The sequence below is a fragment of the Thalassovita aquimarina genome (genome assembly GCF_018219815.1).
Classification (GTDB): Bacteria; Pseudomonadota; Alphaproteobacteria; order Rhodobacterales; family Rhodobacteraceae; genus Thalassobius; species Thalassobius aquimarinus.
This window is the reverse complement of the sequence record NZ_JADMKU010000005.1, coordinates 207761-230058: the sequence shown is the minus strand read 5'-3', so window position 1 is coordinate 230058 and position 22298 is coordinate 207761. Positions and strand designations below refer to the sequence as shown.

Below are 22298 nucleotides of genomic sequence, written 5' to 3'. Positions count from 1 at the left end.
GCCGATGCTTGCCGAAACAATGGCCCATTGCAGGTATGGGGACCATACCCTAAATCCACTGTCATGAAACGTCCTATCCTGATCCACCCCGATCCGCGTCTGAAAAAGGTCTGCGATCCGGTCGCCGATTTGTCGGACGACCTGCGTACGCTGGCCGACGATATGCTGGAAACCATGTACGAGGCGCCGGGCATCGGCCTGGCCGCGCCGCAGATCGGCGTTCTGGACCGGCTGATCGTGCTGGATTGCGCCAAGGAAAAGGACGAAACCCCGCGTCCGCTGATCATGTTCAATCCGCAGGTGATCGAGGCCTCGGACGAGCTGAGCACCTATGAGGAAGGCTGCCTGTCGATCCCCGAACAATATGCCGAGGTCGAACGCCCGGCCGAGGTGACGGTGCAATGGATCGACCGCAACGGCAACGAGCAGCGCGAAACCTTCGCCGATCTCTGGGCGACCTGCGTGCAGCATGAAATTGATCACCTGAACGGCAAGCTGTTCATCGATTACCTCAAGCCGCTGAAGCGCCAGATGATCACCCGCAAGATGCAGAAACTGAAACGGGAACGGGCCCGGGCGTGAGCGTTCTGCCGATCCTGAAATGGCCCGATCCGCGCCTGTCGCAGGTCTGTGACCCGGTGGCGCCGGGCGAGGATGTGTCGGATCTGGTCACCGACATGCTGGAAACCATGTATGACGCGCCGGGGCGGGGTTTGGCCGCACCGCAGGTGGGCGTGATGAAACGCCTCTTCGTCATGGATTGCGGATGGAAAGACGGCGACATGACGCCGGTGATCTGCATCAATCCCGAAATTGTTGCCTCCTCCGAAGGGGTCGTGGCGGGCGAAGAAGGCTGCCTGTCGATCCCCGCCGCGCCCGCCGAGGTGACGCGGCCCGAGCGGATCACGCTGCGCTGGACCGGGCTGGACGGCGCGGAGCAGGAACGCGAACTGACCGGGTTCGAGGCGAAATGCGCCCAGCACGAATACGACCATCTCGACGGTCTGGTGATCTTCGACCGCCTGTCCGACGAGGATCGTGCGCGGGTCGAAGGGGCTTATCTGGAGGCACTGAAATGACCGTGCGCAAATGCCTGCCCTGGCCCGACAAGCGGCTGAAAACGCCGGCCGAACCGGTGGCGGAAATCACCGACGAGGTGCGCGCCACCTGGGACGACATGATCGACACGATGGAGGCGATGCCCGGCGTCGGTCTGGCCGCGGTGCAGATCGGCGTGATGCAGCGCCTGGCGGTGGTCGATGCCAGCGAGGAGCGCGGCAAGCCCGTGCGCATGGCGAACCCCGAAATCCTGCACGCCAGCGTGCAGCTGCGCGACCATGACGAAGCCAGCCCCAACCTGCCCGGCGTCCACGCCACGATCAGCCGCCCGCGCGCGGTGACGGTGCGGTTCCTGAACGAGGCGGGCGAGGTCGAGGAACGCGATTTCGTCGGGCTCTGGGCGACCAGCGTACAACATCAGATCGACCATCTGAACGGCAAGATGTATTTCGACCATCTGAGCCGGGTGAAACGCGATATGCTGATCAAGAAGGCGCGCAAGCTGCGCTGATCGAAAGGGGCAGGGACATGCGTGTGATTTTCATGGGGACGCCGGACTTTTCCGTGCCGGTGCTGCAGGCGCTGGTCGATGCCGGCCACGATATCGCCGCCGTCTATTGCCAGCCGCCGCGCCCGGCGGGGCGGGGCAAGAAGGACCGGCCGACACCTGTTCATGCCCGCGCCCTGGAACTGGGGCTGGAGGTGCGCCACCCGGTGTCCTTGAAATCGCCCGAGGAACAGGCGGCCTTCGCCGATCTCAACGCCGATGTGGCGGTCGTGGTGGCCTATGGGCTGATCCTGCCGCAACCCGTTCTTGATGCCCCCAAACACGGCTGCCTGAACATCCACGCTTCGCTGCTGCCGCGCTGGCGCGGGGCGGCGCCGATCCATCGCGCGATCATGGCGGGGGATGCGGAAACCGGCATCTGCATCATGCAGATGGAGGCGGGGCTCGACACCGGCCCGGTGCTGCTGCGGCAGGTCACGCCGATTGGGGCGGAGGAAACCACCGCCGGTCTGCATGATCGTCTGTCCGAAATGGGCGCGAAGCTGATCGTCGAGGCGTTGGAGCAACTTGACAGCCTGACGCCCGAGGTGCAGCCCGAAGACGGCGTGACCTATGCCCACAAGATCGACAAGGCCGAGGCGGCGATCGACTGGACCGCGACGGCCGAAGAGGTCGACCGCAAGATCCGGGGCCTCTCGCCCTTCCCGGGCGCCTTCATCGAACATGACGGCCAGCGCATCAAGCTGCTGGCGTCGCGCCTGGCCGATGGGGCAGGGGAGCCGGGCGCGGTGCTGGACGATCAACTGAGGGTGGCCTGCGGCACCGGCGCGGTACAGCTTTTGCGCTTGCAACGGGCGGGCAAGGCGGCACAGGATGCCGATATATTCCTGCGCGGGATGCCTCTCGCCAAGGGAACGCGGCTCTAACCCGGGAGAAAAGGCAGATGTTTCCAACGCTGATCGGAACCGTGGTGATTGCCGGGATCGTTGGTTACCTGTCGGAAAAGACCGGCTTCACCCGCAACGGTTATCTGCCCTCGATCATCATCTGCGTCGGCGGGGCCTTTCTGTTCTATTTCATCCGCATCATGTTCGGGCTGCGTTTTGGCGCGCCGGGCATCGATGCCATATTGTCTTCCATCGGGGCGCTGATCATCGTGCCCACCCATTACCGCAAGTAGGAGCATGCCATGTCTATCGTCTGGCTGATCATCATCGGGGCGGCCGCCGGGTTCCTGGCGACCCGGCTTATGAAGGTGGAAACCGATATCATCACCACCATCGGCATCGGCATCGCGGGGGCATTGATCGGCGGGCTGGTGCTGCGCGCGCTGCTGACGATGATGGGGATGGCGGCCGGGCTGGTCGGCGCGGTTCTGGGCGCGATGCTGCTGATCTGGGCCTGGCAGAGCTTCCAGAAGAAGTGAATTATAAGCGCGGCGGGCGGCTCTTGTAGCTCGGCAGGCTCCAGCCGAAGGCCAGCGACCCCGCGCGCAACGCCCATGTCACCAATCCCCCGGCCGCGGCAACGATCAGCGGATCTGCGGCCGCCGTGGCCGTCAATACCGTGGCGGCGGATCCGGCAAAGGCGGCGGTGACGTAAAGTTCGCCCTTCTTCAGAACCAGTGGTACCTCGTTGCAGACGACGTCGCGCATCATGCCGCCGAAGGTGCCGGTTAGCGTGCCCATGATCACCGTGACGGGCCAGGGATGGCCCAGGCTGATCGCCACGCCTGCGCCGGCGGGCACGGCGACGGCCAGTGCGAGGCTGTCGAACCACAGCAGCGCGCGATAGCGGCTTTCCAGCAGATGCGCGGTGAAGAACACCACCGCAGCGGCCAGCGATGCGACCGCCACGAAACCCGGCTGCGCGACCCACAGCGGGGTCCGATCCAGCAGCACGTCGCGCAGGGTGCCGCCGCCAAGCGCGGTCAGATTGGCGATGAACATGAAGCCCACAAGGTCCAGCTGCGCGCGCGACGCAGCCAGAGCACCGGTCAGGGCAAAGACCAGTACCGAGGCGTAATCCAGCAGGATCAGGTTTGTCATGCTCAGGGTTTATAGGGCGCCATGCCCGCGCGCGCCAGTTCGTCGGCCAGTTCGTTTTCCGGGTGGCCGGCATGCCCCTTGACCCATTCCCAGCTGACCCGGTGGCGGGACTGCGCCGCGTCCAGGCGCTGCCACAGCTCGACGTTTTTGACCGGCTTCTTGTTCGAGGTTTTCCAGCCGTTTTTCTTCCAGCCGAAAATCCACCCGGTGACGCCGTTTTTGACATAGGCGCTGTCGGTGACGATGGTGAGGCTGCTGGGCTTTTCCAGCGTTTCCAGCGCCATGATGGCGGCCATCAGTTCCATCTTGTTATTGGTGGTTTCTGCCGCGCCGCCCTTGAGTTGGCGTTCCTTCAGGATGGTGTCGCCATCCGTTGCGCGCAGCAGGACGCCCCACCCGCCGGGGCCGGGATTACCGGAGCACGCTCCGTCGGTATATGCATAGAGTTCAGGCATGGGAGGCAACGGATATCCAATCGGCCACGACCCCGTCCAGCCCTTTATCGCTGCCGTGCACAATTTTTGTCGCGGTGAAACCCGCATCCTGCAACAGGCGCATCAATTCGGGTTCCGTGTAGTAGCTGTAGTAGCGCCCGATCGAATCGCGCTTTTCGCCTTCGCCGGTCTTGACCGCCATGTGAAACCGTCCGCCCGGCTTCAGCGCGCGGTGGATCGCCGCCAGGTGGCGCGGCATGTCGTTGCGCGGGGCGTGCAGCAGGCTGAAATTGGCCCAGATGCCTTCATAGACCGCTTCGGCAACCAGTTCGTCAAACGTGGCCTGCCGCGCGGAAACTCCGGGGCGCTGGTCCGCAAGCGCCACCATTTCGGCCGAGGCATCCGCGGCGTCGACCCGCAGGTCCGCTTGCGCCATCAATCCCGCATCGATCCCCGGGCCGCAGCCCAGGTCCAGCACGCGACCGCCTGTCGGAACGGCGGTGATGAAATCGCGCAGCAACCGTCCCGGTGCATCCGCCGCTGTCACCTGCGCATAATCCTCCGCGCGGGCATCATAGATTCGGATGGTTTCTTCATCCATTCTCAGGCCGGTTCTCTCAGCACGCGGGGCACCTTGAATTCGACGTTTTCCTTGGCGGTTTCGACCTCCGCCACGGTCACGTCGAAGCGGTCGCACAGAGCGGCGATGACTTCATCGACCAGAACTTCGGGGGCCGAAGCCCCGGCGGTGATGCCGATGGATTTGATCCCTTCCAAAGCGCGCCAGTCGATATCGGTGGCACGCTGCACCAACTGGGCATATTTGCAGCCGTTGCGCGCGCCGACTTCGACCAGACGGCGGGAATTCGACGAATTGGGCGCGCCCACCACCAGCAAGGCGTCGATCTTCGGTGCCATTGCCTTCACGGCTTCCTGCCGGTTGGTCGTGGCGTAGCAGATGTCTTCCTTATGCGGGCCCTGGATCGCGAGGAAACGCGCCTGCAGCGCCGCGACGATATCCTTGGTGTCGTCGATCGAAAGCGTGGTCTGGGTCACGAAGGCCAGTTTTTCGGGATCGCGAACGTCCACAGTCGCCACGTCGGCGACGGTTTCGACCAGCAATACCTCGCCCTCGGGCAACTGCCCCATCGTGCCGATGGTTTCGGGGTGGCCTGCATGGCCGATCATGATGATCTGCAACCCGTTTTCGGAATGCCTTTCGGCTTCGATATGCACCTTCGACACCAGCGGGCAGGTGGCATCGACATAGATCATCTGCCGCGCCTCGGCCGCTTCGGGGACCGATTTCGCCACCCCGTGGGCGGAAAAGATCACCGGGCGGTCGTCAGGGCATTCGTCCAGTTCCTCGACGAACACCGCGCCCTGTTCCTTCAGGCTGTCGACCACGAATTTGTTATGCACGATTTCGTGGCGGACATAGACCGGCGCGCCCCATTTCTGGATCGCCATTTCGACGATCTTGATGGCGCGGTCGACGCCGGCGCAGAAGCCGCGCGGCGCGGCAAGGTAGAGGGTGAGCGGCGGTTTGGTCATGGTCTGCGTCTCCTGTTGCGGAACAGGTAAGCCGGAAAGCGGCTTGCGTAAAGACCGCAAGCCTGCATCCGGCGGCGCGGGCCGCCTTGCACTGGGGCTGAAAATGAAAACCGGGGCGCGTTGGCCCCGGATTTCTCAGTGGTCGTTATAGGCGACCTCGCGTTCCACGGGATTTTCCCGCGGCGGGCGCCCGATCGCTTCCTTCAGCTCGTCCAGTTCGATGAAATTATCGGCCTGGCGGCGCAGTTCGTCGGCAATCATTGGCGGTTGGCTGCGGATGGTCGAAACGACCGAAACACGCACGCCCTGACGCTGCAGGCTTTCCACCAGCGGACGGAAATCGCCGTCGCCGGAAAACAGCACGATATGATCAACCCGAGGGGCCAGTTCCATGGCATCGACGGTCAGTTCGATATCCATGTTGCCCTTGACCTTCCGGCGTCCCTGACTGTCGGTGTATTCCTTGGCCGGTTTGGTGACCATGGTGAAACCGTTGTAATGCAGCCAGTCGACCAGCGGGCGGATCGGAGAATATTCATCATTCTCCAGCAGGGCAGTGTAGTAAAAGGCGCGCAGCAATTTTCCGCGACGCATGAATTCCTGCCGCAGAAGCTTGTAGTCGATATCGAACCCAAGCGCTTTGGCGGCGGCGTACAGGTTAGACCCATCGATGAACAGCGCCAGCCGTTCGTCTTTGTAGAACATCAAATTTCCTTCCGATTATCAGCTTGGCGACTAGTCCGTGAGTGAATAGGTTAAAAAATTCGTCGCCTCGCTTGGGCGCCGAAAATAAGTGTTATTACTATGCCGTGCAAGTTGAGTGCGCGTATCAAAAGGATAGGTCGGAATATGGGTACTACCCAAGATGTGCTCATCGCTCTCGGCGCAAACTTGCCGCTGGACGGGGATTTGCCCGCCGACACGCTGCGCAAGGCGATCAGGATTCTGCGCGCGGGCGGGCTGGATGTGGTTGAGGAAAGTCGTTTTTTTAAAACACCTTGCTTCCCTGCCGGTGCCGGCCCGGACTACATAAACGCCGCCATACGCTGCCGCACGGATTGGAGGCCGGAAAAAATTCTGGAATTTCTCCATAAAGTTGAAATGGATTTCGGTCGTGTCAGATTGTCCCGGTGGGGCGGAAGGACGCTGGATCTCGATATAATTGCCATCGACAATCAAATTTCGCCGGATAGGGATACGGTCCGGCAATGGATGGAATTGCCGGTTGCGCAGCAGATGCAGGCCGCGCCGAAGCAACTGATTCTTCCGCATCCGCGGATACAGGACCGTGCTTTCGTTCTTGTGCCTCTTGCCGACGTGGCGCCGGGGTGGAAACATCCGCTTCTGGGCAAAACCGTCACCGAATTATGCGATGAATTGCCCGCAGAGGCGCGCGCGGCGGTCGTCGCGGTGTGATTTCGGCTTGTCAATCGTATGCTGCCGCCGTAAATACACCCTTTCTACAGCCCGTCCAATGATTGGAGTGTCCCATGGCCCGCGTTACCGTAGAAGACTGCGTCGACAAGGTACCGAACCGTTTCGAGCTCGTGATGCTTGCTGCGCACCGTGCGCGCGAGATCGCCTCCGGTTCGTCTCTGACCGTGGACCGTGATAACGACAAGAACCCGGTCGTCGCCTTGCGCGAAATCGCCGAGGAAACCCAGTCGGCCGACGATCTGCGCGAGCGCCTGATCGAAAGCAACCAGACCCAGATCGAAGTGGACGAACCGGAAGAAGATTCGATGGCGCTTCTCATGGGTGGCGGCGAGGCCGACAAACCGGCCGAGGACGACATGTCCGAAGAAATGCTGCTGCGGCAGCTGATGGAAGCACAGGGCCAGAACTGAGCCTGTTCCACATAAGGGGTTAAGGACAAGATGATCGCGGTTGACGACCTGATCGCCCTTGTCCGCAATTATAACCCGAAGACCAATGAAAACCTGCTGCGCGAGGCCTATGAATTCGGCCTCGCCATGCATGAGGGGCAGTTCCGCCATTCCGGCGAACCCTATTTTTCCCATCCCGTTGCCGTTGCCGCGATCCTGACCGAACAGCGTCTGGACGATGCCACCATCGTGACGGCCCTGCTGCATGACACGATCGAGGATACCAAGGCGTCCTATGCCGAGGTCGAACGGATGTTCGGCAAGGAGGTGGCGGATTTGGTCGATGGCGTCACCAAGCTGACCAATCTGCAACTGTCCAGTTCCGAGACGAAGCAGGCGGAAAACTTCCGCAAGCTGTTCATGGCGATGTCCAAGGACCTGCGGGTGATCCTGGTGAAGCTGGCCGACCGCCTGCACAACATGCGCACGATCAAGGCGATGCGCCCCGAAAAGCAGGCGCAGAAGGCACGCGAGACGATGGAAATCTTCGCGCCCTTGGCGGGGCGCATGGGGATGCAGTCGATGCGCGAGGAATTGGAAGACCTCGCCTTCAAGGTGCTCAATCCCGAGGCCCGCGCTTCGATCATGCGCCGCTTCGTGATGCTGCAGAAGGAAACCGGCGATGTGATCCACCGCATCACTGGCGACATGCGGCAGGAGTTCGAAGAGGCGGGCGTCGAGGCGCAGGTTTTCGGCCGCGCCAAGAAACCCTATTCGATCTGGCGCAAGATGTCTGAAAAGGATGTCGGATTCTCGCGCCTGTCCGATATCTACGGCTTCCGCGTCATCACCAACAGCGAAGACGACTGCTACCGTGCCCTGGGCGTGATCCACCAGCGCTGGCGCGCGGTGCCGGGCCGGTTCAAGGATTACATCAGCCAGCCGAAATCGAACGGTTACCGGTCGATTCACACCACCGTGTCGGGCCGCGACGGCAAGCGGGTCGAGGTGCAGATCCGCACCCGTCAGATGCATGACGTGGCCGAAACCGGGGTGGCGGCGCATTGGTCCTACCGCGATGGGGTGCGGGCCAAGAACCCCTTCGCCGTCGATCCGGCGAAATGGATTGCTTCGCTGACCGAACAGTTCGACGCCGAGGAAGACCACGCCGAATTCATGGAAGCCGTGAAGCTGGAAATGTATTCGGACAAGGTGTTCTGCTTCACCCCGAAGGGCGAGGTTGTGAAACTGCCCAAGGGCGCGACGCCGATCGATTTCGCCTATGCCATCCACACCCGGATCGGCAATGCCTGCGTCGGCGCCAAGGTCGACGGGATGCGGGTGCCGTTGTGGACCCGGGTGAAGAACGGCCAGTCGGTGGAAATCATCACCGCCGAGGGCCAGACGCCACAGGCCACCTGGCTCGATATCGCCATCACCGGCAAGGCGCGCACCGCGATCCGCCGGGCGCTGCGCGAAGTGGACCGCGAACGCTTCATCAAGCTGGGCCGCGAACTGGCCCGCTCGGCTTTCGAACATGTCGGCAAGAAGGCGACCGACAAGGCGCTGGAAACCGCCGCCCGCAACCTGCGTGTCGAAGATATCGACATGCTGCTGGCCAGGTTGGGCAGCGCCGAACTGACGACCCGCGAAGTGCTGCATGCGGTCTATCCGGACCTGAGCGAAGCGGAATCGGACGATATCGAACTGCGCGGCGCCGTGGTGGGCCTGTCGCATGATCAGCATTTCACCATCGCCAGGTGCTGCCAGCCGCTGCCCGGCGAACGCATCGTGGGCATTTCGCATCGCGGCAAGGGCGTGATCGTGCACGCCATCGATTGCGAAGCACTGGAAGCCTTCGAGGATCAGCCGCAGCGCTGGATGGATCTGCATTGGCACGCCGGCAAGCATCCCGCGATCCACGCCACGACGCTGGAATTGACCATCGGCAACGATGCCGGTGTGCTGGGCCGTGTTTGCACATTGATCGGGGAACAGAAGGCCAATATCTCGGACCTGACGTTCGAGGACCGCAAGCCGGATTTCTTCCGCTTGCTGGTGGAGGTCGATTTGCGGGACGCCGAGCATCTGCATTCTGTGATGTCGGCGCTGGAAGCCGAAAGCGATGTCGCGGAGGTCCGCAGATACCGGGATCCGTCGCGCGTCACGACGCAAGCGGGATAGCAGGAGGGCGCAAGCCTTGGTCTTCAAACGCCGCGACCGCCGACCGATCTGGAGGATCGTGTTCGAATTCTTCTGGCCCCGCGGTGGCTGGGGCCGGGCGGCGCAGTATGTCAAACACCGGCTGCACCGGCTGCCCGATTCCCCCGAAAAGATCGCCCGCGGCATTTTCGCCGGGGTCTTCACCACCTTCACCCCGTTTTTCGGTATGCACTTCGTGGTCGCCGGGACGCTGGCCTTCATCCTGCGCGGCAACATCCTTGCGGCGCTTCTGGGCACGTTTTTCGGCAACCCGCTGACCTATCTGCCGATCGGCGTGATTTCGATGAAGACGGGGTATTTCCTGCTCGGGCGTCATCCCGGGGCGGATCACGATGTCGAACGGTCACTGGCGGGCAAGTTCCTCGATGCCAGCGCCGACCTGCAGCACAATTTCCTTGCCGTGTTCTCCGATCACGACATGGACTGGCACGGGCTTGCCATCTTCTATGACGAGGTATTTTTCCCCTACATGATCGGCGGCATCATCCCCGGAATCGTAGCCGGACTGGTCTGTTATTATATCTCGGTGCCGCTGATCCGGGCCTATCAGAACCGCCGCAAGGGGGCGTTGAAGGCGAAATTCAACGCCTTGAAGAAAAAAGCCCATCTGAAGGCTGACGAGCCGCCAAAAGGCGACTAGGTTGGCCGCAAACAGGTCGTTCGGAATACGAAGGAGTGGGCCATGCAGCCGTTGGGAAAACTGCGTCTTGGCGTGAATATCGATCATGTGGCCACGGTGCGCAACGCGCGCGGCGGGGCCTATCCCGATCCGCTGCGGGCGGCCAAGCTGGCCGAAGACTTCGGGGCTGACGGTATCACCGCGCATCTGCGCGAAGACCGCCGCCATATCTCGGACGCCGATATCGACGGGCTGGCCAGGGCTTTGACGGTGCCGCTCAACTTTGAAATGGCGGCGACGGCGGAGATGCAGGCGATTGCGCTCAAGCACAAACCGCACGCGGTCTGCCTGGTGCCCGAAAAGCGCGAGGAACGCACCACCGAGGGCGGGCTGGAAGTGGCCCGCGAAGAAAACCGGCTAGCCCATTTCATCGCGCCGCTGCGCGACGCCGGTTGCCGGGTGTCGATTTTCATCGCCGCCGACCGCAAACAGATCGAGGCCGCCGCCCGGATCGGCGCGCAGGTGATCGAACTGCATACCGGTGCTTATTGCGACGCCCATGCCGAAGGCCGTTTCGAGGAACGCGATGCCGAACTGGAGGCCTTGCGCGAAATGTCGGCCTATGCCCATTCGCTGGGGCTCGAGGTGCATGCGGGCCACGGGCTGACCTATGACACGGTGAAACCCATCGCAGCCTTCCCCGAAGTGATGGAGCTCAATATCGGCCATTTCATCATCGGCGAGGCGATTTTCCGCGGTCTTGGCCCGGCGATCGAGGAAATGCGCCGCCTGATGGACGAAGCGCGGGAAGGCTGAGAGATGAGGGCGTTTCTTGCCGTTTCCGCCATGCTGAGCGTCGCGCTGAACAAGGCGGTCGGGGATATTCGGGTGCGTGTCGAATGATCCTCGGTATCGGCACCGACCTGGCGAATATCGACCGGATTGCCGGAACGCTGGACCGTTTCGGCGACAGGTTCCGCGACCGTGTCTTTACCCCAACCGAACAGCGCAAGGCCGAACGGCGCAAGGACGTGGCCGGAACCTATGCCAAACGCTGGGCCGCGAAGGAAGCCTGTTCCAAGGCGCTTGGCACCGGATTGCGCATGGGCATCGCGTGGAAGGACATGGCGGTCAGCAACATCCATACCGGCCAGCCCGTGATGGAGGTGACCGGCTGGGCGAAGGAACGGCTCGATGCAATGACCCCACCGGGGCACGAAGCAGTCATTCACGTAACATTGACCGACGATCACCCTTGGGCGCAGGCCTTCGTGGTGATCGAAGCCCGGCCTTCGGGTTGACAGTCCAGCCCCATCCGCTCATCTACCCCTGCAACTTCGCATTCAGGAGAAAGTCCCAATGGCCGCTGACGCCAATAAAGGAAATGCCGTCGTCGAAACCATCAAGACGGTGGTCTATGCCCTGCTGATCGCGGGGGTGTTCCGCACGGTCTTTTTCCAACCGTTCTGGATCCCGTCCGGATCGATGAAGGACACCCTGCTGATCGGCGATTTCCTGTTCGTCAACAAGATGGCCTATGGCTATTCCTATGCCTCCTGCCCGACGATCCGACCGCTGGGCATCGATGCCAAGGGGCTTTGTGCCTTCCTTGACGGCGACAACACCCGGATCATGGGCAGCGAACCGGAACGCGGTGACGTGATCGTGTTCCGTCACCCGGTGAATGGCAGCGACTACATCAAGCGCCTGATCGGTCTGCCCGGCGATACCGTGCAGATGAAAAACGGCGTGCTGCATATCAACGGCAAGGCGGTGAAGCTGGAAAACGACGGCACCTTTGTCGAACCTGCCAGCCCGCAAGGGCCGCAGGGGCTGCGCCCGCGCTGTGAAAACGGACCCGTCGGCACCGGCGGCGACTGCATGAAGTCGCGCCAGATCGAAACCCTGCCGAACGGAGTGGAGCACGCGGTGCTGAATATCGGCAACCAGAGTTCGGACAACACGCCGGTCTATACCGTTCCGGCGGGGCATTATTTCTTCATGGGCGACAACCGCGACAATTCCACCGACAGCCGCGTGCCGCAGCAGGCGGGGGGCGTCGGTTTCGTGCCTTATGAAAACCTGATCGGCCGCGCCGATCGCATCATGTTCTCCTCCGCCGGGCGCTCGATGCTGGCCTTCTGGACCTGGCGGTCAGACCGTTACCTGAAAGGGATCGAGTGAAGCTGTCGGCCGAACTGAAGGCCTTCGAGGGCCGCATCGGGCATCGTTTCGCGCAGCCCGAACTGTTGCTGCGCGCGGTGACCCATTCCTCGATGTCCTCGCCCACGCGGGAAGACAACCAGCGGCTCGAATTCCTGGGCGACCGGGTGTTGGGGCTGGTGATGTCCGAGGCCCTTCTGGCGCGCGACACTGCGGCAACCGAAGGGCAACTGGCGCCGCGTTTCAACGCGCTGGTGCGCAAGGAAACCTGCGCCGACGTGGCGAAGGCCATCGATGTGGGTGCGGTGCTGAAACTGGGCCGGTCGGAAATGATGTCGGGCGGGCGGCGCAAGCAGGCTTTGCTCGGCGACGCGATGGAGGCGGTGATCGCCGCCGTTTACCTCGATGCCGGGTTCGATGCGGCGCGCGACATGGTGCTGCGGCTGTGGGGCAAGCGGATCGACGACGTGAAGGCCGATGCCCGTGATGCCAAGACGGCCTTGCAGGAATGGGCGCAGGCGCGCGGGCTGAAACCGCCGAAATACGTGGAAGTCTCGCGCTCCGGCCCCGATCACGCGCCGGTTTTCACCATCGCGGTCGAACTGGACAACGGCGAAAGCGAACGTGCCATCGCCGGATCGAAGCGGCAGGCGGAACAGGCGGCGGCCAAGGCTTTGCTGGCGCGGCTGGAGACCTAATATGGCCAAGGTCGAAACCTATACGCCGACGGGATCACCGATCCCGATCGGTCCCTATTCGCATATCGCCAAGGTTGGCGAAAACATCACCATCGGTGGAGTCGGCGGTGTCGATCCCGAAACCGGCACGGTGGCCGGCGAGGACACGTTTTCGCAGGCGCGGCAGATTCTCAGGAACTTCGACGCGCTGCTGCGCAGCGCCGGGTCCGACCTGGACCACGTGGTGCATATCCAGGTCTTTCTGAAGGAAATGGCCGATTTCGACGAGATGAACCGCGCCTATGTCGAGGTCATGGGGGGCACCGGCCGGCCCGCACGGTGCTGGGGGTGCGCGAGCTGCCGAAACCCGACTTCCGGGTGCTGATGAACCTGACCGCCGTGACGGTGTGATCCGGCCCGCCCTGCCGGGATCGCGTGGGGTAGGCACGGACGGGCGGTGCGGGTGCGTTTCCCGGCCAGAATGAAGCTAACAATGTCCGGCTGAATGCAGCGAAATTCATGCCGGATTTCGCCGCCCGTTGCGGCCTCTGGTCAAGGCAACGCATTCCCGCTACATACTGCGCTTCATTAGAAGAGGCCCACATGACCACACGCGCCGGATTCGTTGCCCTGATCGGAGAGCCCAACGCGGGCAAATCGACCCTGACCAACCGCATGGTCGGGGCGAAAGTGTCGATCGTCACCCACAAGGTGCAGACCACCCGCGCCCGCATCCGCGGCGTCGCGATCGAGGGCGATGCCCAGATCGTTTTCGTCGACACGCCGGGCCTGTTCAAACCGCGCCGGCGGCTGGACCGGGCGATGGTCGCCGCCGCCTGGGGCGGCGCGGCAGATGCCGATGTGATCGTGCTGATGGTCGAGGCGCATCGCGGCGTCACCGAGGGGGTGGAAAAGATCCTCGAAGGGCTGGAAGAGATCGGCAAGGGCCGCACCGTGGCGCTGGCGATCAACAAGATCGACCGGGTCAAGGCCGAGGCGCTTTTGGCGCTGTCGCAGAAGCTCAACGATCGCTATCCCTTTGCCAAGACCTTCATGATCTCGGCCGAGAAGGGCCACGGCGTCGACGATCTGCGGCACTGGCTGGCGGGCGAAGTGCCCGAGGGGCCGTGGCTCTATCCCGAAGATCAGATCGCTGATCTGCCTTTACGGATGATCGCCGCCGAGATCACCCGCGAAAAACTGACGCTCAGACTGCACCAGGAACTGCCCTATCAGCTGACCGTGGAAACCGAGAACTGGGAAGAACGCAAGGACGGGTCGGCCCGGATCGATCAGGTGATCTATGTCGCCCGCGACGGGCACAAGGGCATCCTGCTGGGTCATCGCGGCGAAACCATCAAGGCGATCAGCAAGGCCGCGCGCGAGGAACTGGAAGAATTCCTCGGCCGCAAGGTACACCTGTTCTTGCAGGTGAAGGTGCGCACCGGCTGGCTGGAAGAGGCCGCGCGCTATTCCGAGATGGGGCTTGATTTCAAGGACGGGAACTAACGCGTATGCGCCTGACTGCCCGGATCTGGGTTGATGCCTATCTGACCCGTCTGCGCCTTTACGACATCCCGGCCTTCGTCGTGGCCCATGGCGACGACACCGCCGGCGCGGTGCTGATCAAGCTCAACACGCTGGACGGGCAGGCGGTGGCCTATCAGCGTTCCTTCGACCTGATGACCGGCGCCCGCAAGTGGATGGAACTGGTCGCGGGCGAGGAGCGCGACGTCGATGCCGCCATTACCAAGCAGCGCGGCTTCGATCCCGACCTCTGGGTTGTTGAGGTCGAGGACCGGCAGGGCCGGCACCTGTTGGACGAACCGGGGCTGGCGGATTGAGGTAGGGCTGAATTGGCGTCAAATGTTCTCTTTGCGGCTGAAGCGGACGGACGACAAGGCCTTTCCATGATCGGATGCAACACTTGGACCTTCGCTCGCGCAGTCCGTCGCACGCCTTTGCCATCCCTGTGGGTACACGAAGAGTTTATCTAGACAGCTATTGAGCTTCCTGTGACTGGAAGCCGTATGTTCCTAAACAAGGCTTTCAGTCTGCCGGTGCCGGACTTGGCGCCAGAACTGCATCATTCGGAATGGTGGAGGAATGAGGGTGGATAAGCAGAAACGACGCGAACGCCTCAGGCCGTTCAAGCTTGCACTGGCATTCACAGCGGCCGGCGAGCTGACCTATTTCCTGGGCTGGGGATTATGGCTCTATCCCGCAGGGAACGTCCTTTTGAAGCTCGCTTGGACCGTTACCTGCGCCATCGCGATGGCTGTCGCGGTCGGCGTTGTGGTGACTGTATGGCGCGCGCGAAAACCTGATCGTCTGACGACCTGGATTGGCACCGCGTTTCTTTATGCCTTGATACTCTCAATCTGCACTATGATCTGCTACATCATGGACAGCCGGTTCGACTATTTTGGCGGAGCGAGCGCACCTACGCTTTTTGTCACCGCTGGTCTTTTGCCCGCGTTTCTGTCGGCCATACCCTTCACGTGGTTACTGCATGCATCAAGGGGGCGGGATACCCTTAACCGTTTGGGATTTTGAATTTGCGCCAGACGGACGATCCTGGCGCTGTCTGATATCACTCTAGGCTCAAAGGACAAATGAGTATGGCAAATCGCATGACAATCCTCGTCCTTGGTGTGCTTGCGACCTTCGGCGCGCTGATGGGAGTTCTCGCTGACATACTCTCGGTCTGGTCTTCGCATGCCGGTCAAATGGCGACAGCCTTTTCGGTTAGCCTGGAGGACATTGCGGGCTTTTATGTGGACAAACCGCGTTGGACCTATGTGGCTGGTAACTACATTGGTCTTTACTTCATTCCGCTTCATGTTCTTGGCTTTTTCCTGGTCTTCCAAGCTCTGAAACCGGCCAGCCTTTTCTGGTCCAGAGTTTTTCTCGCACTTGCCCTTTATCTCACGCCGATCGGCGTCGGCATGCACGGCTCGCTAGCATTTGTCGGAGATATTTTGCGTTCCGAAGACGCCGAACTCATCCAAGGCATGCGGGACTATTGGCAGCCTTGGGCCTATTCCCTGGTGATAGGCTATGCCGTGGTTTCGGTGCTGATCCTGGGTATGATCCTGTCTGGAAAATCATTCTACCCGCGCTGGACGGCGCTTGTGAGCCCGATCGGGCTTGTGTTCTTTTCCGCAATTGCCATCGCTATTCTGCCCGAGAACCTGAATGGGCTGAAGGCATTTCTTGCCATTACGGGATTGAACCTGCCGTTGGCTGTTCTTTTCTTGGTCACGACCTTGATATTGGTGAAACGCGACGAGTTTTCACTCTCGCTGTAGGGCCGAAGAATTGTCCTGTGGCGCACATTTCAACATGCCCCGAAACGTACTGTCCGTACGAGCCCACGGCCGGCTTTGGTGTTTGACCGATCTAGGATCAGAATACGTTTATGGTCCGCTTTGGGCACGTATTTGGGGTGTGGGAGCGTGCTGCTGAATGGCTGGTTTAGGCTCAATGGGCCCTCCATTCCCACCCGCAATTTACCTTGTACAATCCGCTGCGCTTACCCCACAGCCCACGCATGGAATGGAGCGCTCAGGGCATATTGCTGACGGTGAAACGGTACGGGGAAAACGCGGCCATCTTGGAGCTGTTCACCCCCGACCACGGCCGCCATACGGGTGTGATGCGCGGCACCACCAGCCGCAAGGTCGCCCCGATCCCGTAACTCGGCGCGTAGATTGACGTGGCGCGGCGAGCGGTGGCCTATCAGCGTTCCTTCGACCTGATGACCGGCGCCCGAAAGTGGATGGAACCGGTCGCGGGCGAGGAACGCGACGTCGATGCCGCCATCGCCAAGCAGCGCGGTTTCGATCCCGATCTCTGGGTGGTCGAGGTTGAGGACCGGCAGGGCCGGCACCTACTGGACGAGCCGGGGCTGGCAGATTAGCGGCGCCTCGGTCCGCGTTTCCAGCCGCCGGGAGGATGTGCCCCCTGAGTGATGAATGACGTCACCGATTGTGCGGGCTTGGGGCGCGGGGAAGATCGGTTGTCGCGCCGCGTAATCCGCAGCCTCACGGCTTTCAGTATTTGCCTGTACTTATGTACCTTCCTCGGCCAAACTCGGCGTTGTTTGCTTATGGTGTATGGAAGACGTCATGTTGAGGCTGTTCGAATTGTTGTTGATGAGTTTCCCGCGCGACGAGCGCGGCATAGCCTTTACCGAATACCTCGTGGTGCTTGCGCTGTTGATCGGTGGAACCATCGCTGCGGTGCTGCTTTTTGGCGATGCCCTGTCCGGCGCATATCTCAGTTTCGTTGGTTTCATCCGGTCGTTGGACCCCGCCAGCACGTGAATGCCTGCCCGGAATGACGTCGGGCGCCGGGTGAAGGCGCTATGCCTGCCCGAAGTGCGGGCTTGCTCCTTCTTGGAAGCTGCAACAAGGTCACATTATGGAATGGCGCGATCAGGGCATATTGCTGGCGGTTAGGCGGCACGGCGAAAATTCGGCGATACTCGAGCTGTTTACTCCCGAACACGGCCGCCATGCGGGCGTGATGCGCGGCGCCACCAGCCGGAAAATCGCGCCGATCTTGCAACCCGGCGCACAGCTTGACGTGACGTGGCGGGCGCGGTTGGCCGATCATATCGGCAGCTACACCGTCGAACCGCTGCGCAGCCGCACGGCGATGGCGATGGCGGGGCGTCAGGCGCTGGCCGGGCTGAACGCGGTCTGCGCGCTGCTGCTTTACGCGCTGCCCGAACGCGAAGCGCATCTGCCGCTTTACCGGCGGACCGAGGCTCTGCTCGACGTTCTGGACGAAACCGGGCTCTGGCCGCTGGCCTACTTGCGATGGGAAATGGCGTTGCTTGAGGAACTGGGATACGGGCTGGACCTGTCGGCCTGCGCCGTCTGCGGGGCGGCGAATGACCTGAGCTATATCTCGCCCAGGACCGGCCGGGCGGTGTCGCGTGCGGGGGCGGGGGAATGGGCCGACCGGCTGTTGCCGCTGCCGGAATGCCTGTTGGGTGGCACCGATCATCCGCTATCCGACGTCCTGCAAGGGCTGGAGGTGACAAGGTTCTTCCTGCGCAAATCCTTGGCCGAGGGGGCGCAGGGCAAACCGCTGCCCGAGGCGCGCCAAAGGTTCATCGACGGGTTGGAGCGGCGCTCAGCGCAGGGCGAGAACCAGATCGACCAGTGATCCCATCGGCCCGCCCGTATCGTTTGCGTTGGCCGGCAGGCTCTTGATGCCGATCGTCGACCCAAGGATCACCCGGGCCCAATCGGGATTGGTGATGCCGTTGTCGCGCAGCAGTTCCGACAGAAGGTTCAGCCGCAGCCCGTCGACCTTTGCCACCCGGTCGGCCACGCCGCCATCGCCCTGCGCCCAGGCGCGGATGGCGCGTTCGGGATTTTTGTCGGCGGTGACGTCGCTGGCATAGTCGGTGATGTCCTGGCCGAGCCGGCGCAGCTTGGCGCCGGAACTGGATTCTTCTTCCACGATCCGGGCAATCGGCGACAGCGCTTCGGCTTCCCATACGTCCAGCAGCGCGGCGTGAAAGGCCGGCACATCGGCGAAATGCCAGTAGAAGGACCCCTTGGTCGTCTTCAGCCGCCGCGCCAGCGGTTCGGCCTTCAGCGCGGTCGGGCCTTCTTCGACGAGAGCGGCGAACCCGGCTTGCAACCAGTCGGATTTCGAAAGGCGTTTCTTGGCGGTCATATCTCACCCCTACGCGCGCGTCGTTTGTTCCGCAACTGCGGAGCAAACTTTACCCTGCGAATGTCTCATCGTGGTGACGGTGCTGCCCTTTTTTCGGGCTAGAGGTCTATTTCCACGACGCCATCGGGGTCGGCCGCGCGGGACTGGCACAGGATGATGGTGTTTTCCCGCTGCTTGTTCGACAGCACGAAATCGCGGTGTTCGACCGCGCCGCTGACCAATCCGCATTTGCAGACGCCGCAGATGCCGTCGGAACATTTCACGTCTACATGGATGCCGTTTCCCAGCAACACGTCCGAGGCGCTCTTGTCCTCGGGCACCAGCAATTCCCGGCCGTCCTTCAGTCGCAGGGTGAAGGGATGGTTTTCGTATTCCGGCTGTTCCGGGACGCTGAAATATTCCAAGTGCCGCGCCTCTTCTGGGAAACCCTGCCGGGTGGCGGCCTCGATCACACCGTTCATGTAGCGATCCGGCCCGCAGGTATAGACGTGCCAGCCGGGTTGGTATTCCCCCAGCACCGCGTCGAGATCGGCGCGGCTACCTTCGTCGCTGAAGTGGTAATGCACCTTGTCTGCCCAGGGCATGCGCGCCAGATCGTCCAGATACCCGGCCGAAGCGCGCGACGAACACGAATAATGCAGCGCGAAATCGCGGCCCAGTGCGTGCAGCCGGTGGGCAAAGGCGATCATCGGTGTGACGCCGATGCCGCCGCCCATCAGGAAGGTTTTCGTCGCGGTTTCGTCCAGCGGGAAATGCCCGATCGGTTTCGAGATGAAGACCTTGCGCCCTTCGTTGAAAATCCGGTGCATCAGCTTCGACCCGCCGCGGCCTTCGTCTTCCCGCAGCACACCGATCTGGTATTTCGTCTGGTCCGCCGGATCGCCCGACATCGAATATTGCCGCAGGAATTCCGGCGCGACGAGAACGTCCAGATGTGCCCCCGCCGACCAGTCGGGCAGGGGGCCGCCGTCGAGCGTGGAGAATTCGTACTTGGTCACGTCCGGCGTCATCTTTTCCACCTTGCTGACCTCGACCCGGATCACCGGCGGGTCGCTGGGGGTGGTGTAGCGGTGCACGACCGACATATCGCCCTTGGCCAGGCGGTCGCGGTATTCTTCGGCCGTAACCATCTGCTCGTAGGCGGCAATCCCCGCTTCGCGGTCCATCGGGAACGGGTAGGGCCAGGGCGGCGGCGCCAAGGGCGCGGGATAGACGGCCAGCGTCTGGTCTTCGTACTTCAGGTCGATTTCGATCTGCAAATCGCGCCGGTTCAGCGGATGTTGCGACGGGTGGTAGCCGCCATCGTCCTGCAATTCGATGTCCCACCACCATTTCTTGGTGTCGTTCAGCCCGCCATTGCCGACGGCATCGTCGAGCTTAGCCAAGGGGCGCGCCAGTGCGGGAATGTTGGAGGCCGCCCAGCGGAACGGCGCTTCGGAAAACAGCCCTTCAAGGTTCCACGGGCAGGTTTTCATGCAGCGCCCGCACATCGCGCCGCCTTCGGTGGTGATCCGGTAGGTGGCGCATTTCTGGCTGTCGGATTTCCAGATTTCGTAGCCGTTGAACATCAGCTTCGGCCCGGCGGTGATCGCCCCCGAGGGGCATTCGCGGGCGCATTTGTTGCAGGCTTCGCAGAACTTCTGCAGCCCGAAATCGATCGGCTTGTCATGCGCCATCGGCATGTCGGTGGTCACCACCCCGGATTTCAGCCGCGGGCCCAGATAGGGGTTCAGGATCACCTCGCCGATACGGCTGACCTCGCCCAGGCCGGACAGCAGCAGCAGCGGCGGTTGCAGCACCTCGCCGTCCATCACAGTATGGGCCTTGGCACTGTAGCCAAGGTTGCGGATCTGCTTGGCGATCACCCCGCCCAGCAGCGAAAACCGCAGGTAGGCGCGCATCGACTGGGCGACGGAAATCCAGTCGTCGCCGCTGGCGCCTTCCATCGTTTCGTAGCCTTGGTCGATGATCATGCTGATTGCCTGATCGTGCGGCGGGTCGATCGGATCACCGGCGGCGTCGTGGCTGTACCACGCCCAGTCGGGGCAGCGGCTGAGGCCGACCGCGTCGACGCCGAGGAAGTAGCTGGCCGCCTTGATGTTGGCGGCGTTTTGCTGCGGGTCGTCGGGGCGCTGGCCGTGCGGATTCGGATCGCCGTTCTGGATCACCACGAAGGCCCCGAGCGCCCGGCGCTGTGCGAAGCTGGGGGCGGATTTGCGGGCATAATGCCCGCCCTTGGCATTGTCCTGCACGTTCTTGCCCATGTCGCCGAACTGGGCACGGGCGAACATGTCGGCGCGTTTCGGCACCCGGGCCACGTTGGGTTCGTCGATATAGGTGGTCGGGTCTTCGACCCGTTTCAGCCGTTCGAACGGGTGCGGGCCGTCGGCAAAGTGGCGCTTGGCGAAGGGATCGCGGTTCAGCGCCGATTTGGCAAATCCCTTGCCCAGCCACCAGGCCGGGCCCTTGGTGCTGAACCACGGCTGCTCTGCCATCGGCGCCAGCGGTGCGTCCGCGACCAGCTCAAGATCGCAAGTGACCGCCGCGACGCCGAATCGCGGACCGATCCAGGGCGCGACCAATGCGCCGTCTTCGACCGTGGCCAACCCCGCCGCGACCGCAAGCCGGTTCAGATCAACGTCCGAAGACGCGCCGGAATGGGCTTTCGCCTGCCACCCCAGCAACCGGATGTAGTTGGCGAGAACCGCGGCGGTTTCGTTGGCGCGCAAACAGGCGCGTTGTGCCTGCGCGTCGGCGATCCAGTCGGTTCCGGGGTCGCCGTTGTCCGGATCGCGGGGGTATTCGTAAAGGAAAACCAGCGCATATTTGTGCCCGTCGATGCCCGAGGGCGGGGCCTCCATGGCCTCTTTCAGCTCGGCCATGATCACGTCGATGCCCGAGGCCAGCGTCTTGGTCTGGCGGGTGCGCAGTTCCTCGGCCAGGCGGTCGATGTCGGGATTGCGGACGGGGTCATCCAGCCGCGCCGCATCGGGCAGTCGGCAGATGCCAACCATGCTGGCATCCGAAAAATAGCCAAATGACTTCAGATGGTTGGATCGTTCCTGCGGGTCCGACGGGATCGTGGCGCGGGTCTTGTTCACCATGCCGTCGCGGATCGCATCCAGCATCGCCTGATATTCGCCCATCGCGTTGACGATGCTTTCCGGCGCGTCCGGGCGGCGGAAGGAAGCCGGCGTCCAGCGGGGAACGGAATCGAGGTCGGCAGGCGTATCCTGCCGGGTCAACCGTTCCAGCGGGTAGGCCCCCATATGCACGGGTCGGTCCTTGGTCGAAAAGAAACGCAGCCCCATGACATCTCCTCCTGTCTTCGGCTTTTGGGTCGGCCCGGTTACGTTGCCCCGGTTCGGCAGACCTCAGCCGCTTTGCCTGTTTTTCAGGCAGTATGCAAGAAACCGGCCTGAGCGCGTCGTTTTTTAAATTTTACCAGTTGATAAAAAAATTGATACGGACATACTGAAAAGAAAAAACA

Annotated in this window: 29 protein-coding genes and 1 pseudogene; 23 read left to right on the top strand and 7 right to left on the bottom strand. The window is 62.3% G+C overall.

The genetic code is table 11. The annotated features are described in order from the left end of the window. Positions 1-63: 63 nt before the first annotated feature. From def (IT775_RS08245) to IT775_RS08220, 6 genes are read left to right on the top strand one after another with little or no spacing between them, the layout of a single operon-like run. Complete coding sequence (gene def / locus IT775_RS08245; protein ID WP_212700611.1) at positions 64-582, top strand: peptide deformylase; 519 nt, start codon at positions 64-66, stop codon at positions 580-582. Next, a complete protein-coding gene (gene def, locus IT775_RS08240; RefSeq protein ID WP_212700610.1) occupies positions 579-1079 on the top strand; it encodes a peptide deformylase in 501 nt (166 codons plus the stop codon). The genes def (IT775_RS08245) and def (IT775_RS08240) overlap by 4 nt, the downstream gene beginning before the upstream one ends. Next, complete coding sequence (gene def, locus IT775_RS08235) at positions 1076-1570, top strand: peptide deformylase (RefSeq protein WP_212700609.1); 495 nt, start codon at positions 1076-1078, stop codon at positions 1568-1570. The genes def (IT775_RS08240) and def (IT775_RS08235) overlap by 4 nt, the downstream gene beginning before the upstream one ends. Positions 1571-1587: 17 nt before the next feature. After that, complete coding sequence (gene fmt, locus IT775_RS08230; protein WP_212700608.1) at positions 1588-2493, top strand: methionyl-tRNA formyltransferase; 906 nt, start codon at positions 1588-1590, stop codon at positions 2491-2493. Positions 2494-2510: 17 nt separating this feature from the next. Beyond that, entirely contained in the window at positions 2511-2747 is a 237-nt protein-coding gene (locus tag IT775_RS08225; protein ID WP_212700607.1) for a hypothetical protein, read from the top strand. Between the two features lie 9 nt (positions 2748-2756). After that, positions 2757-2993 (top strand): GlsB/YeaQ/YmgE family stress response membrane protein, encoded by a 237-nt coding sequence (locus IT775_RS08220; RefSeq protein WP_212700606.1) that lies wholly within the window; start codon positions 2757-2759, stop codon positions 2991-2993. Between the two features lies 1 nt (position 2994). Here IT775_RS08220 and IT775_RS08215 read toward each other — a convergent pair whose 3' ends face one another. The 5 genes from IT775_RS08215 to IT775_RS08195 all read right to left on the bottom strand — a co-directional run bounded on the left by IT775_RS08215 (position 2995) and on the right by IT775_RS08195 (position 6308). Continuing rightward, positions 2995-3615: a trimeric intracellular cation channel family protein gene (locus tag IT775_RS08215; RefSeq protein ID WP_212700605.1), complete on the bottom strand. Its 621-nt coding sequence runs from the start codon at positions 3613-3615 to the stop codon at positions 2995-2997. Positions 3616-3617: 2 nt separating this feature from the next. Beyond that, positions 3618-4070 carry a ribonuclease HI gene (gene rnhA, locus IT775_RS08210; protein WP_212700604.1) on the bottom strand — a complete coding sequence of 151 codons (453 nt, stop codon included), beginning with the start codon at positions 4068-4070 and terminating at the stop codon, positions 3618-3620. Further along, on the bottom strand, positions 4063-4650 hold the full coding sequence (locus IT775_RS08205) for a class I SAM-dependent DNA methyltransferase (RefSeq protein ID WP_212700603.1): 588 nt from the start codon (positions 4648-4650) through the stop codon (positions 4063-4065). Before IT775_RS08205 ends, rnhA begins: the two co-directional genes overlap by 8 nt. Before the next feature lie 2 nt (positions 4651-4652). Then, the gene (ispH, locus tag IT775_RS08200) at positions 4653-5603 is read right to left on the bottom strand and encodes a 4-hydroxy-3-methylbut-2-enyl diphosphate reductase (RefSeq protein WP_212700602.1); all 951 of its coding nucleotides are present in this window, start codon (positions 5601-5603) and stop codon (positions 4653-4655) included. Positions 5604-5738: 135 nt separating this feature from the next. Beyond that, on the bottom strand, positions 5739-6308 hold the full coding sequence (locus tag IT775_RS08195; protein WP_212700601.1) for a LabA-like NYN domain-containing protein: 570 nt from the start codon (positions 6306-6308) through the stop codon (positions 5739-5741). Positions 6309-6452: 144 nt separating this feature from the next. Here IT775_RS08195 and folK point away from each other — a divergent pair, with 144 nt between their 5' ends. The 17 genes and pseudogenes from folK to recO all read left to right on the top strand — a co-directional run bounded on the left by folK (position 6453) and on the right by recO (position 18289). Next, entirely contained in the window at positions 6453-7019 is a 567-nt protein-coding gene (gene folK / locus IT775_RS08190) for a 2-amino-4-hydroxy-6-hydroxymethyldihydropteridine diphosphokinase (RefSeq protein ID WP_212700600.1), read from the top strand. A gap of 74 nt (positions 7020-7093) precedes the next feature. Next, on the top strand, positions 7094-7450 hold the full coding sequence (gene rpoZ, locus IT775_RS08185) for a DNA-directed RNA polymerase subunit omega (RefSeq protein ID WP_212700599.1): 357 nt from the start codon (positions 7094-7096) through the stop codon (positions 7448-7450). 30 nt (positions 7451-7480) lie between these two features. Continuing rightward, the gene (locus IT775_RS08180) at positions 7481-9613 is read left to right on the top strand and encodes a RelA/SpoT family protein (protein ID WP_212700598.1); all 2133 of its coding nucleotides are present in this window, start codon (positions 7481-7483) and stop codon (positions 9611-9613) included. 16 nt (positions 9614-9629) lie between these two features. Then, a complete protein-coding gene (locus IT775_RS08175; RefSeq protein ID WP_212700597.1) occupies positions 9630-10292 on the top strand; it encodes a DUF2062 domain-containing protein in 663 nt (220 codons plus the stop codon). 42 nt (positions 10293-10334) lie between these two features. Next, positions 10335-11087 (top strand): pyridoxine 5'-phosphate synthase, encoded by a 753-nt coding sequence (locus tag IT775_RS08170; protein WP_212700596.1) that lies wholly within the window; start codon positions 10335-10337, stop codon positions 11085-11087. Between the two features lie 83 nt (positions 11088-11170). Beyond that, on the top strand, positions 11171-11572 hold the full coding sequence (acpS, locus tag IT775_RS08165) for a holo-ACP synthase (RefSeq protein ID WP_212700595.1): 402 nt from the start codon (positions 11171-11173) through the stop codon (positions 11570-11572). A 58-nt stretch (positions 11573-11630) separates the two neighbouring features. After that, positions 11631-12455, top strand: coding sequence for a signal peptidase I (gene lepB / locus IT775_RS08160; RefSeq protein WP_212700594.1), 825 nt, complete (start codon positions 11631-11633; stop codon positions 12453-12455). Further along, a complete protein-coding gene (gene rnc / locus IT775_RS08155) occupies positions 12452-13132 on the top strand; it encodes a ribonuclease III (RefSeq protein ID WP_212700593.1) in 681 nt (226 codons plus the stop codon). Before lepB ends, rnc begins: the two co-directional genes overlap by 4 nt. A gap of 1 nt (position 13133) precedes the next feature. Continuing rightward, positions 13134-13496 carry a RidA family protein gene (locus IT775_RS08150; protein WP_212700592.1) on the top strand — a complete coding sequence of 121 codons (363 nt, stop codon included), beginning with the start codon at positions 13134-13136 and terminating at the stop codon, positions 13494-13496. A 218-nt stretch (positions 13497-13714) separates the two neighbouring features. Further along, the gene (era, locus tag IT775_RS08145; protein ID WP_212700591.1) at positions 13715-14620 is read left to right on the top strand and encodes a GTPase Era; all 906 of its coding nucleotides are present in this window, start codon (positions 13715-13717) and stop codon (positions 14618-14620) included. Positions 14621-14625: 5 nt separating this feature from the next. Then, positions 14626-14955 (top strand): DUF1491 family protein, encoded by a 330-nt coding sequence (locus tag IT775_RS08140; protein ID WP_212700590.1) that lies wholly within the window; start codon positions 14626-14628, stop codon positions 14953-14955. A 268-nt stretch (positions 14956-15223) separates the two neighbouring features. Next, positions 15224-15667, top strand: coding sequence for a hypothetical protein (locus tag IT775_RS08135; protein ID WP_212700589.1), 444 nt, complete (start codon positions 15224-15226; stop codon positions 15665-15667). A 77-nt stretch (positions 15668-15744) separates the two neighbouring features. Continuing rightward, on the top strand, positions 15745-16422 hold the full coding sequence (locus tag IT775_RS08130; protein WP_212700588.1) for a DUF6796 family protein: 678 nt from the start codon (positions 15745-15747) through the stop codon (positions 16420-16422). Between the two features lie 242 nt (positions 16423-16664). Next, positions 16665-16811 carry a recombination protein O N-terminal domain-containing protein gene (locus tag IT775_RS08125; protein WP_212700587.1) on the top strand — a complete coding sequence of 49 codons (147 nt, stop codon included), beginning with the start codon at positions 16665-16667 and terminating at the stop codon, positions 16809-16811. Between the two features lie 27 nt (positions 16812-16838). Then, positions 16839-17033: pseudogene (locus tag IT775_RS08120) on the top strand (DUF1491 family protein); the annotation flags it as partial. 208 nt (positions 17034-17241) lie between these two features. Further along, the gene (locus IT775_RS08115; RefSeq protein WP_212700586.1) at positions 17242-17439 is read left to right on the top strand and encodes a Flp family type IVb pilin; all 198 of its coding nucleotides are present in this window, start codon (positions 17242-17244) and stop codon (positions 17437-17439) included. Between the two features lie 97 nt (positions 17440-17536). Further along, positions 17537-18289 carry a DNA repair protein RecO gene (recO, locus tag IT775_RS08110; RefSeq protein WP_212700585.1) on the top strand — a complete coding sequence of 251 codons (753 nt, stop codon included), beginning with the start codon at positions 17537-17539 and terminating at the stop codon, positions 18287-18289. Here recO and IT775_RS08105 read toward each other — a convergent pair. Next, positions 18257-18808: a TetR/AcrR family transcriptional regulator gene (locus IT775_RS08105; protein ID WP_212700584.1), complete on the bottom strand. Its 552-nt coding sequence runs from the start codon at positions 18806-18808 to the stop codon at positions 18257-18259. The genes recO and IT775_RS08105 overlap by 33 nt on opposite strands. Before the next feature lie 98 nt (positions 18809-18906). Then, a complete protein-coding gene (locus tag IT775_RS08100) occupies positions 18907-22119 on the bottom strand; it encodes a reductive dehalogenase (protein WP_212700583.1) in 3213 nt (1070 codons plus the stop codon). Positions 22120-22298: the final 179 nt, after the last annotated feature.

Excerpts from the sequence above, each read along its gene's own strand:
- def (WP_212700611.1), top strand. The coding sequence starts at position 64 with ATGAAACGTCCTATCCTGATCCACCCCGATCCGCGTCTGAAAAAGGTC.
- def (WP_212700609.1), top strand. The coding sequence starts at position 1,076 with ATGACCGTGCGCAAATGCCTGCCCTGGCCCGACAAGCGGCTGAAAACG.
- fmt (WP_212700608.1), top strand. The coding sequence starts at position 1,588 with ATGCGTGTGATTTTCATGGGGACGCCGGACTTTTCCGTGCCGGTGCTG.
- IT775_RS08225 (WP_212700607.1), top strand. The coding sequence starts at position 2,511 with ATGTTTCCAACGCTGATCGGAACCGTGGTGATTGCCGGGATCGTTGGT.
- IT775_RS08220 (WP_212700606.1), top strand. The coding sequence starts at position 2,757 with ATGTCTATCGTCTGGCTGATCATCATCGGGGCGGCCGCCGGGTTCCTG.
- IT775_RS08215 (WP_212700605.1), bottom strand. The coding sequence starts at position 3,615 with ATGACAAACCTGATCCTGCTGGATTACGCCTCGGTACTGGTCTTTGCC.
- rnhA (WP_212700604.1), bottom strand. The coding sequence starts at position 4,070 with ATGCCTGAACTCTATGCATATACCGACGGAGCGTGCTCCGGTAATCCC.
- IT775_RS08205 (WP_212700603.1), bottom strand. The coding sequence starts at position 4,650 with ATGGATGAAGAAACCATCCGAATCTATGATGCCCGCGCGGAGGATTAT.
- ispH (WP_212700602.1), bottom strand. The coding sequence starts at position 5,603 with ATGACCAAACCGCCGCTCACCCTCTACCTTGCCGCGCCGCGCGGCTTC.
- IT775_RS08195 (WP_212700601.1), bottom strand. The coding sequence starts at position 6,308 with ATGTTCTACAAAGACGAACGGCTGGCGCTGTTCATCGATGGGTCTAAC.
- folK (WP_212700600.1), top strand. The coding sequence starts at position 6,453 with ATGGGTACTACCCAAGATGTGCTCATCGCTCTCGGCGCAAACTTGCCG.
- rpoZ (WP_212700599.1), top strand. The coding sequence starts at position 7,094 with ATGGCCCGCGTTACCGTAGAAGACTGCGTCGACAAGGTACCGAACCGT.
- IT775_RS08180 (WP_212700598.1), top strand. The coding sequence starts at position 7,481 with ATGATCGCGGTTGACGACCTGATCGCCCTTGTCCGCAATTATAACCCG.
- IT775_RS08170 (WP_212700596.1), top strand. The coding sequence starts at position 10,335 with ATGCAGCCGTTGGGAAAACTGCGTCTTGGCGTGAATATCGATCATGTG.
- acpS (WP_212700595.1), top strand. The coding sequence starts at position 11,171 with ATGATCCTCGGTATCGGCACCGACCTGGCGAATATCGACCGGATTGCC.
- lepB (WP_212700594.1), top strand. The coding sequence starts at position 11,631 with ATGGCCGCTGACGCCAATAAAGGAAATGCCGTCGTCGAAACCATCAAG.
- IT775_RS08150 (WP_212700592.1), top strand. The coding sequence starts at position 13,134 with ATGGCCAAGGTCGAAACCTATACGCCGACGGGATCACCGATCCCGATC.
- era (WP_212700591.1), top strand. The coding sequence starts at position 13,715 with ATGACCACACGCGCCGGATTCGTTGCCCTGATCGGAGAGCCCAACGCG.
- IT775_RS08140 (WP_212700590.1), top strand. The coding sequence starts at position 14,626 with ATGCGCCTGACTGCCCGGATCTGGGTTGATGCCTATCTGACCCGTCTG.
- IT775_RS08130 (WP_212700588.1), top strand. The coding sequence starts at position 15,745 with ATGACAATCCTCGTCCTTGGTGTGCTTGCGACCTTCGGCGCGCTGATG.
- IT775_RS08125 (WP_212700587.1), top strand. The coding sequence starts at position 16,665 with ATGGAATGGAGCGCTCAGGGCATATTGCTGACGGTGAAACGGTACGGG.
- IT775_RS08115 (WP_212700586.1), top strand. The coding sequence starts at position 17,242 with ATGTTGAGGCTGTTCGAATTGTTGTTGATGAGTTTCCCGCGCGACGAG.
- recO (WP_212700585.1), top strand. The coding sequence starts at position 17,537 with ATGGAATGGCGCGATCAGGGCATATTGCTGGCGGTTAGGCGGCACGGC.
- IT775_RS08105 (WP_212700584.1), bottom strand. The coding sequence starts at position 18,808 with ATGACCGCCAAGAAACGCCTTTCGAAATCCGACTGGTTGCAAGCCGGG.
- IT775_RS08100 (WP_212700583.1), bottom strand. The coding sequence starts at position 22,119 with ATGGGGCTGCGTTTCTTTTCGACCAAGGACCGACCCGTGCATATGGGG.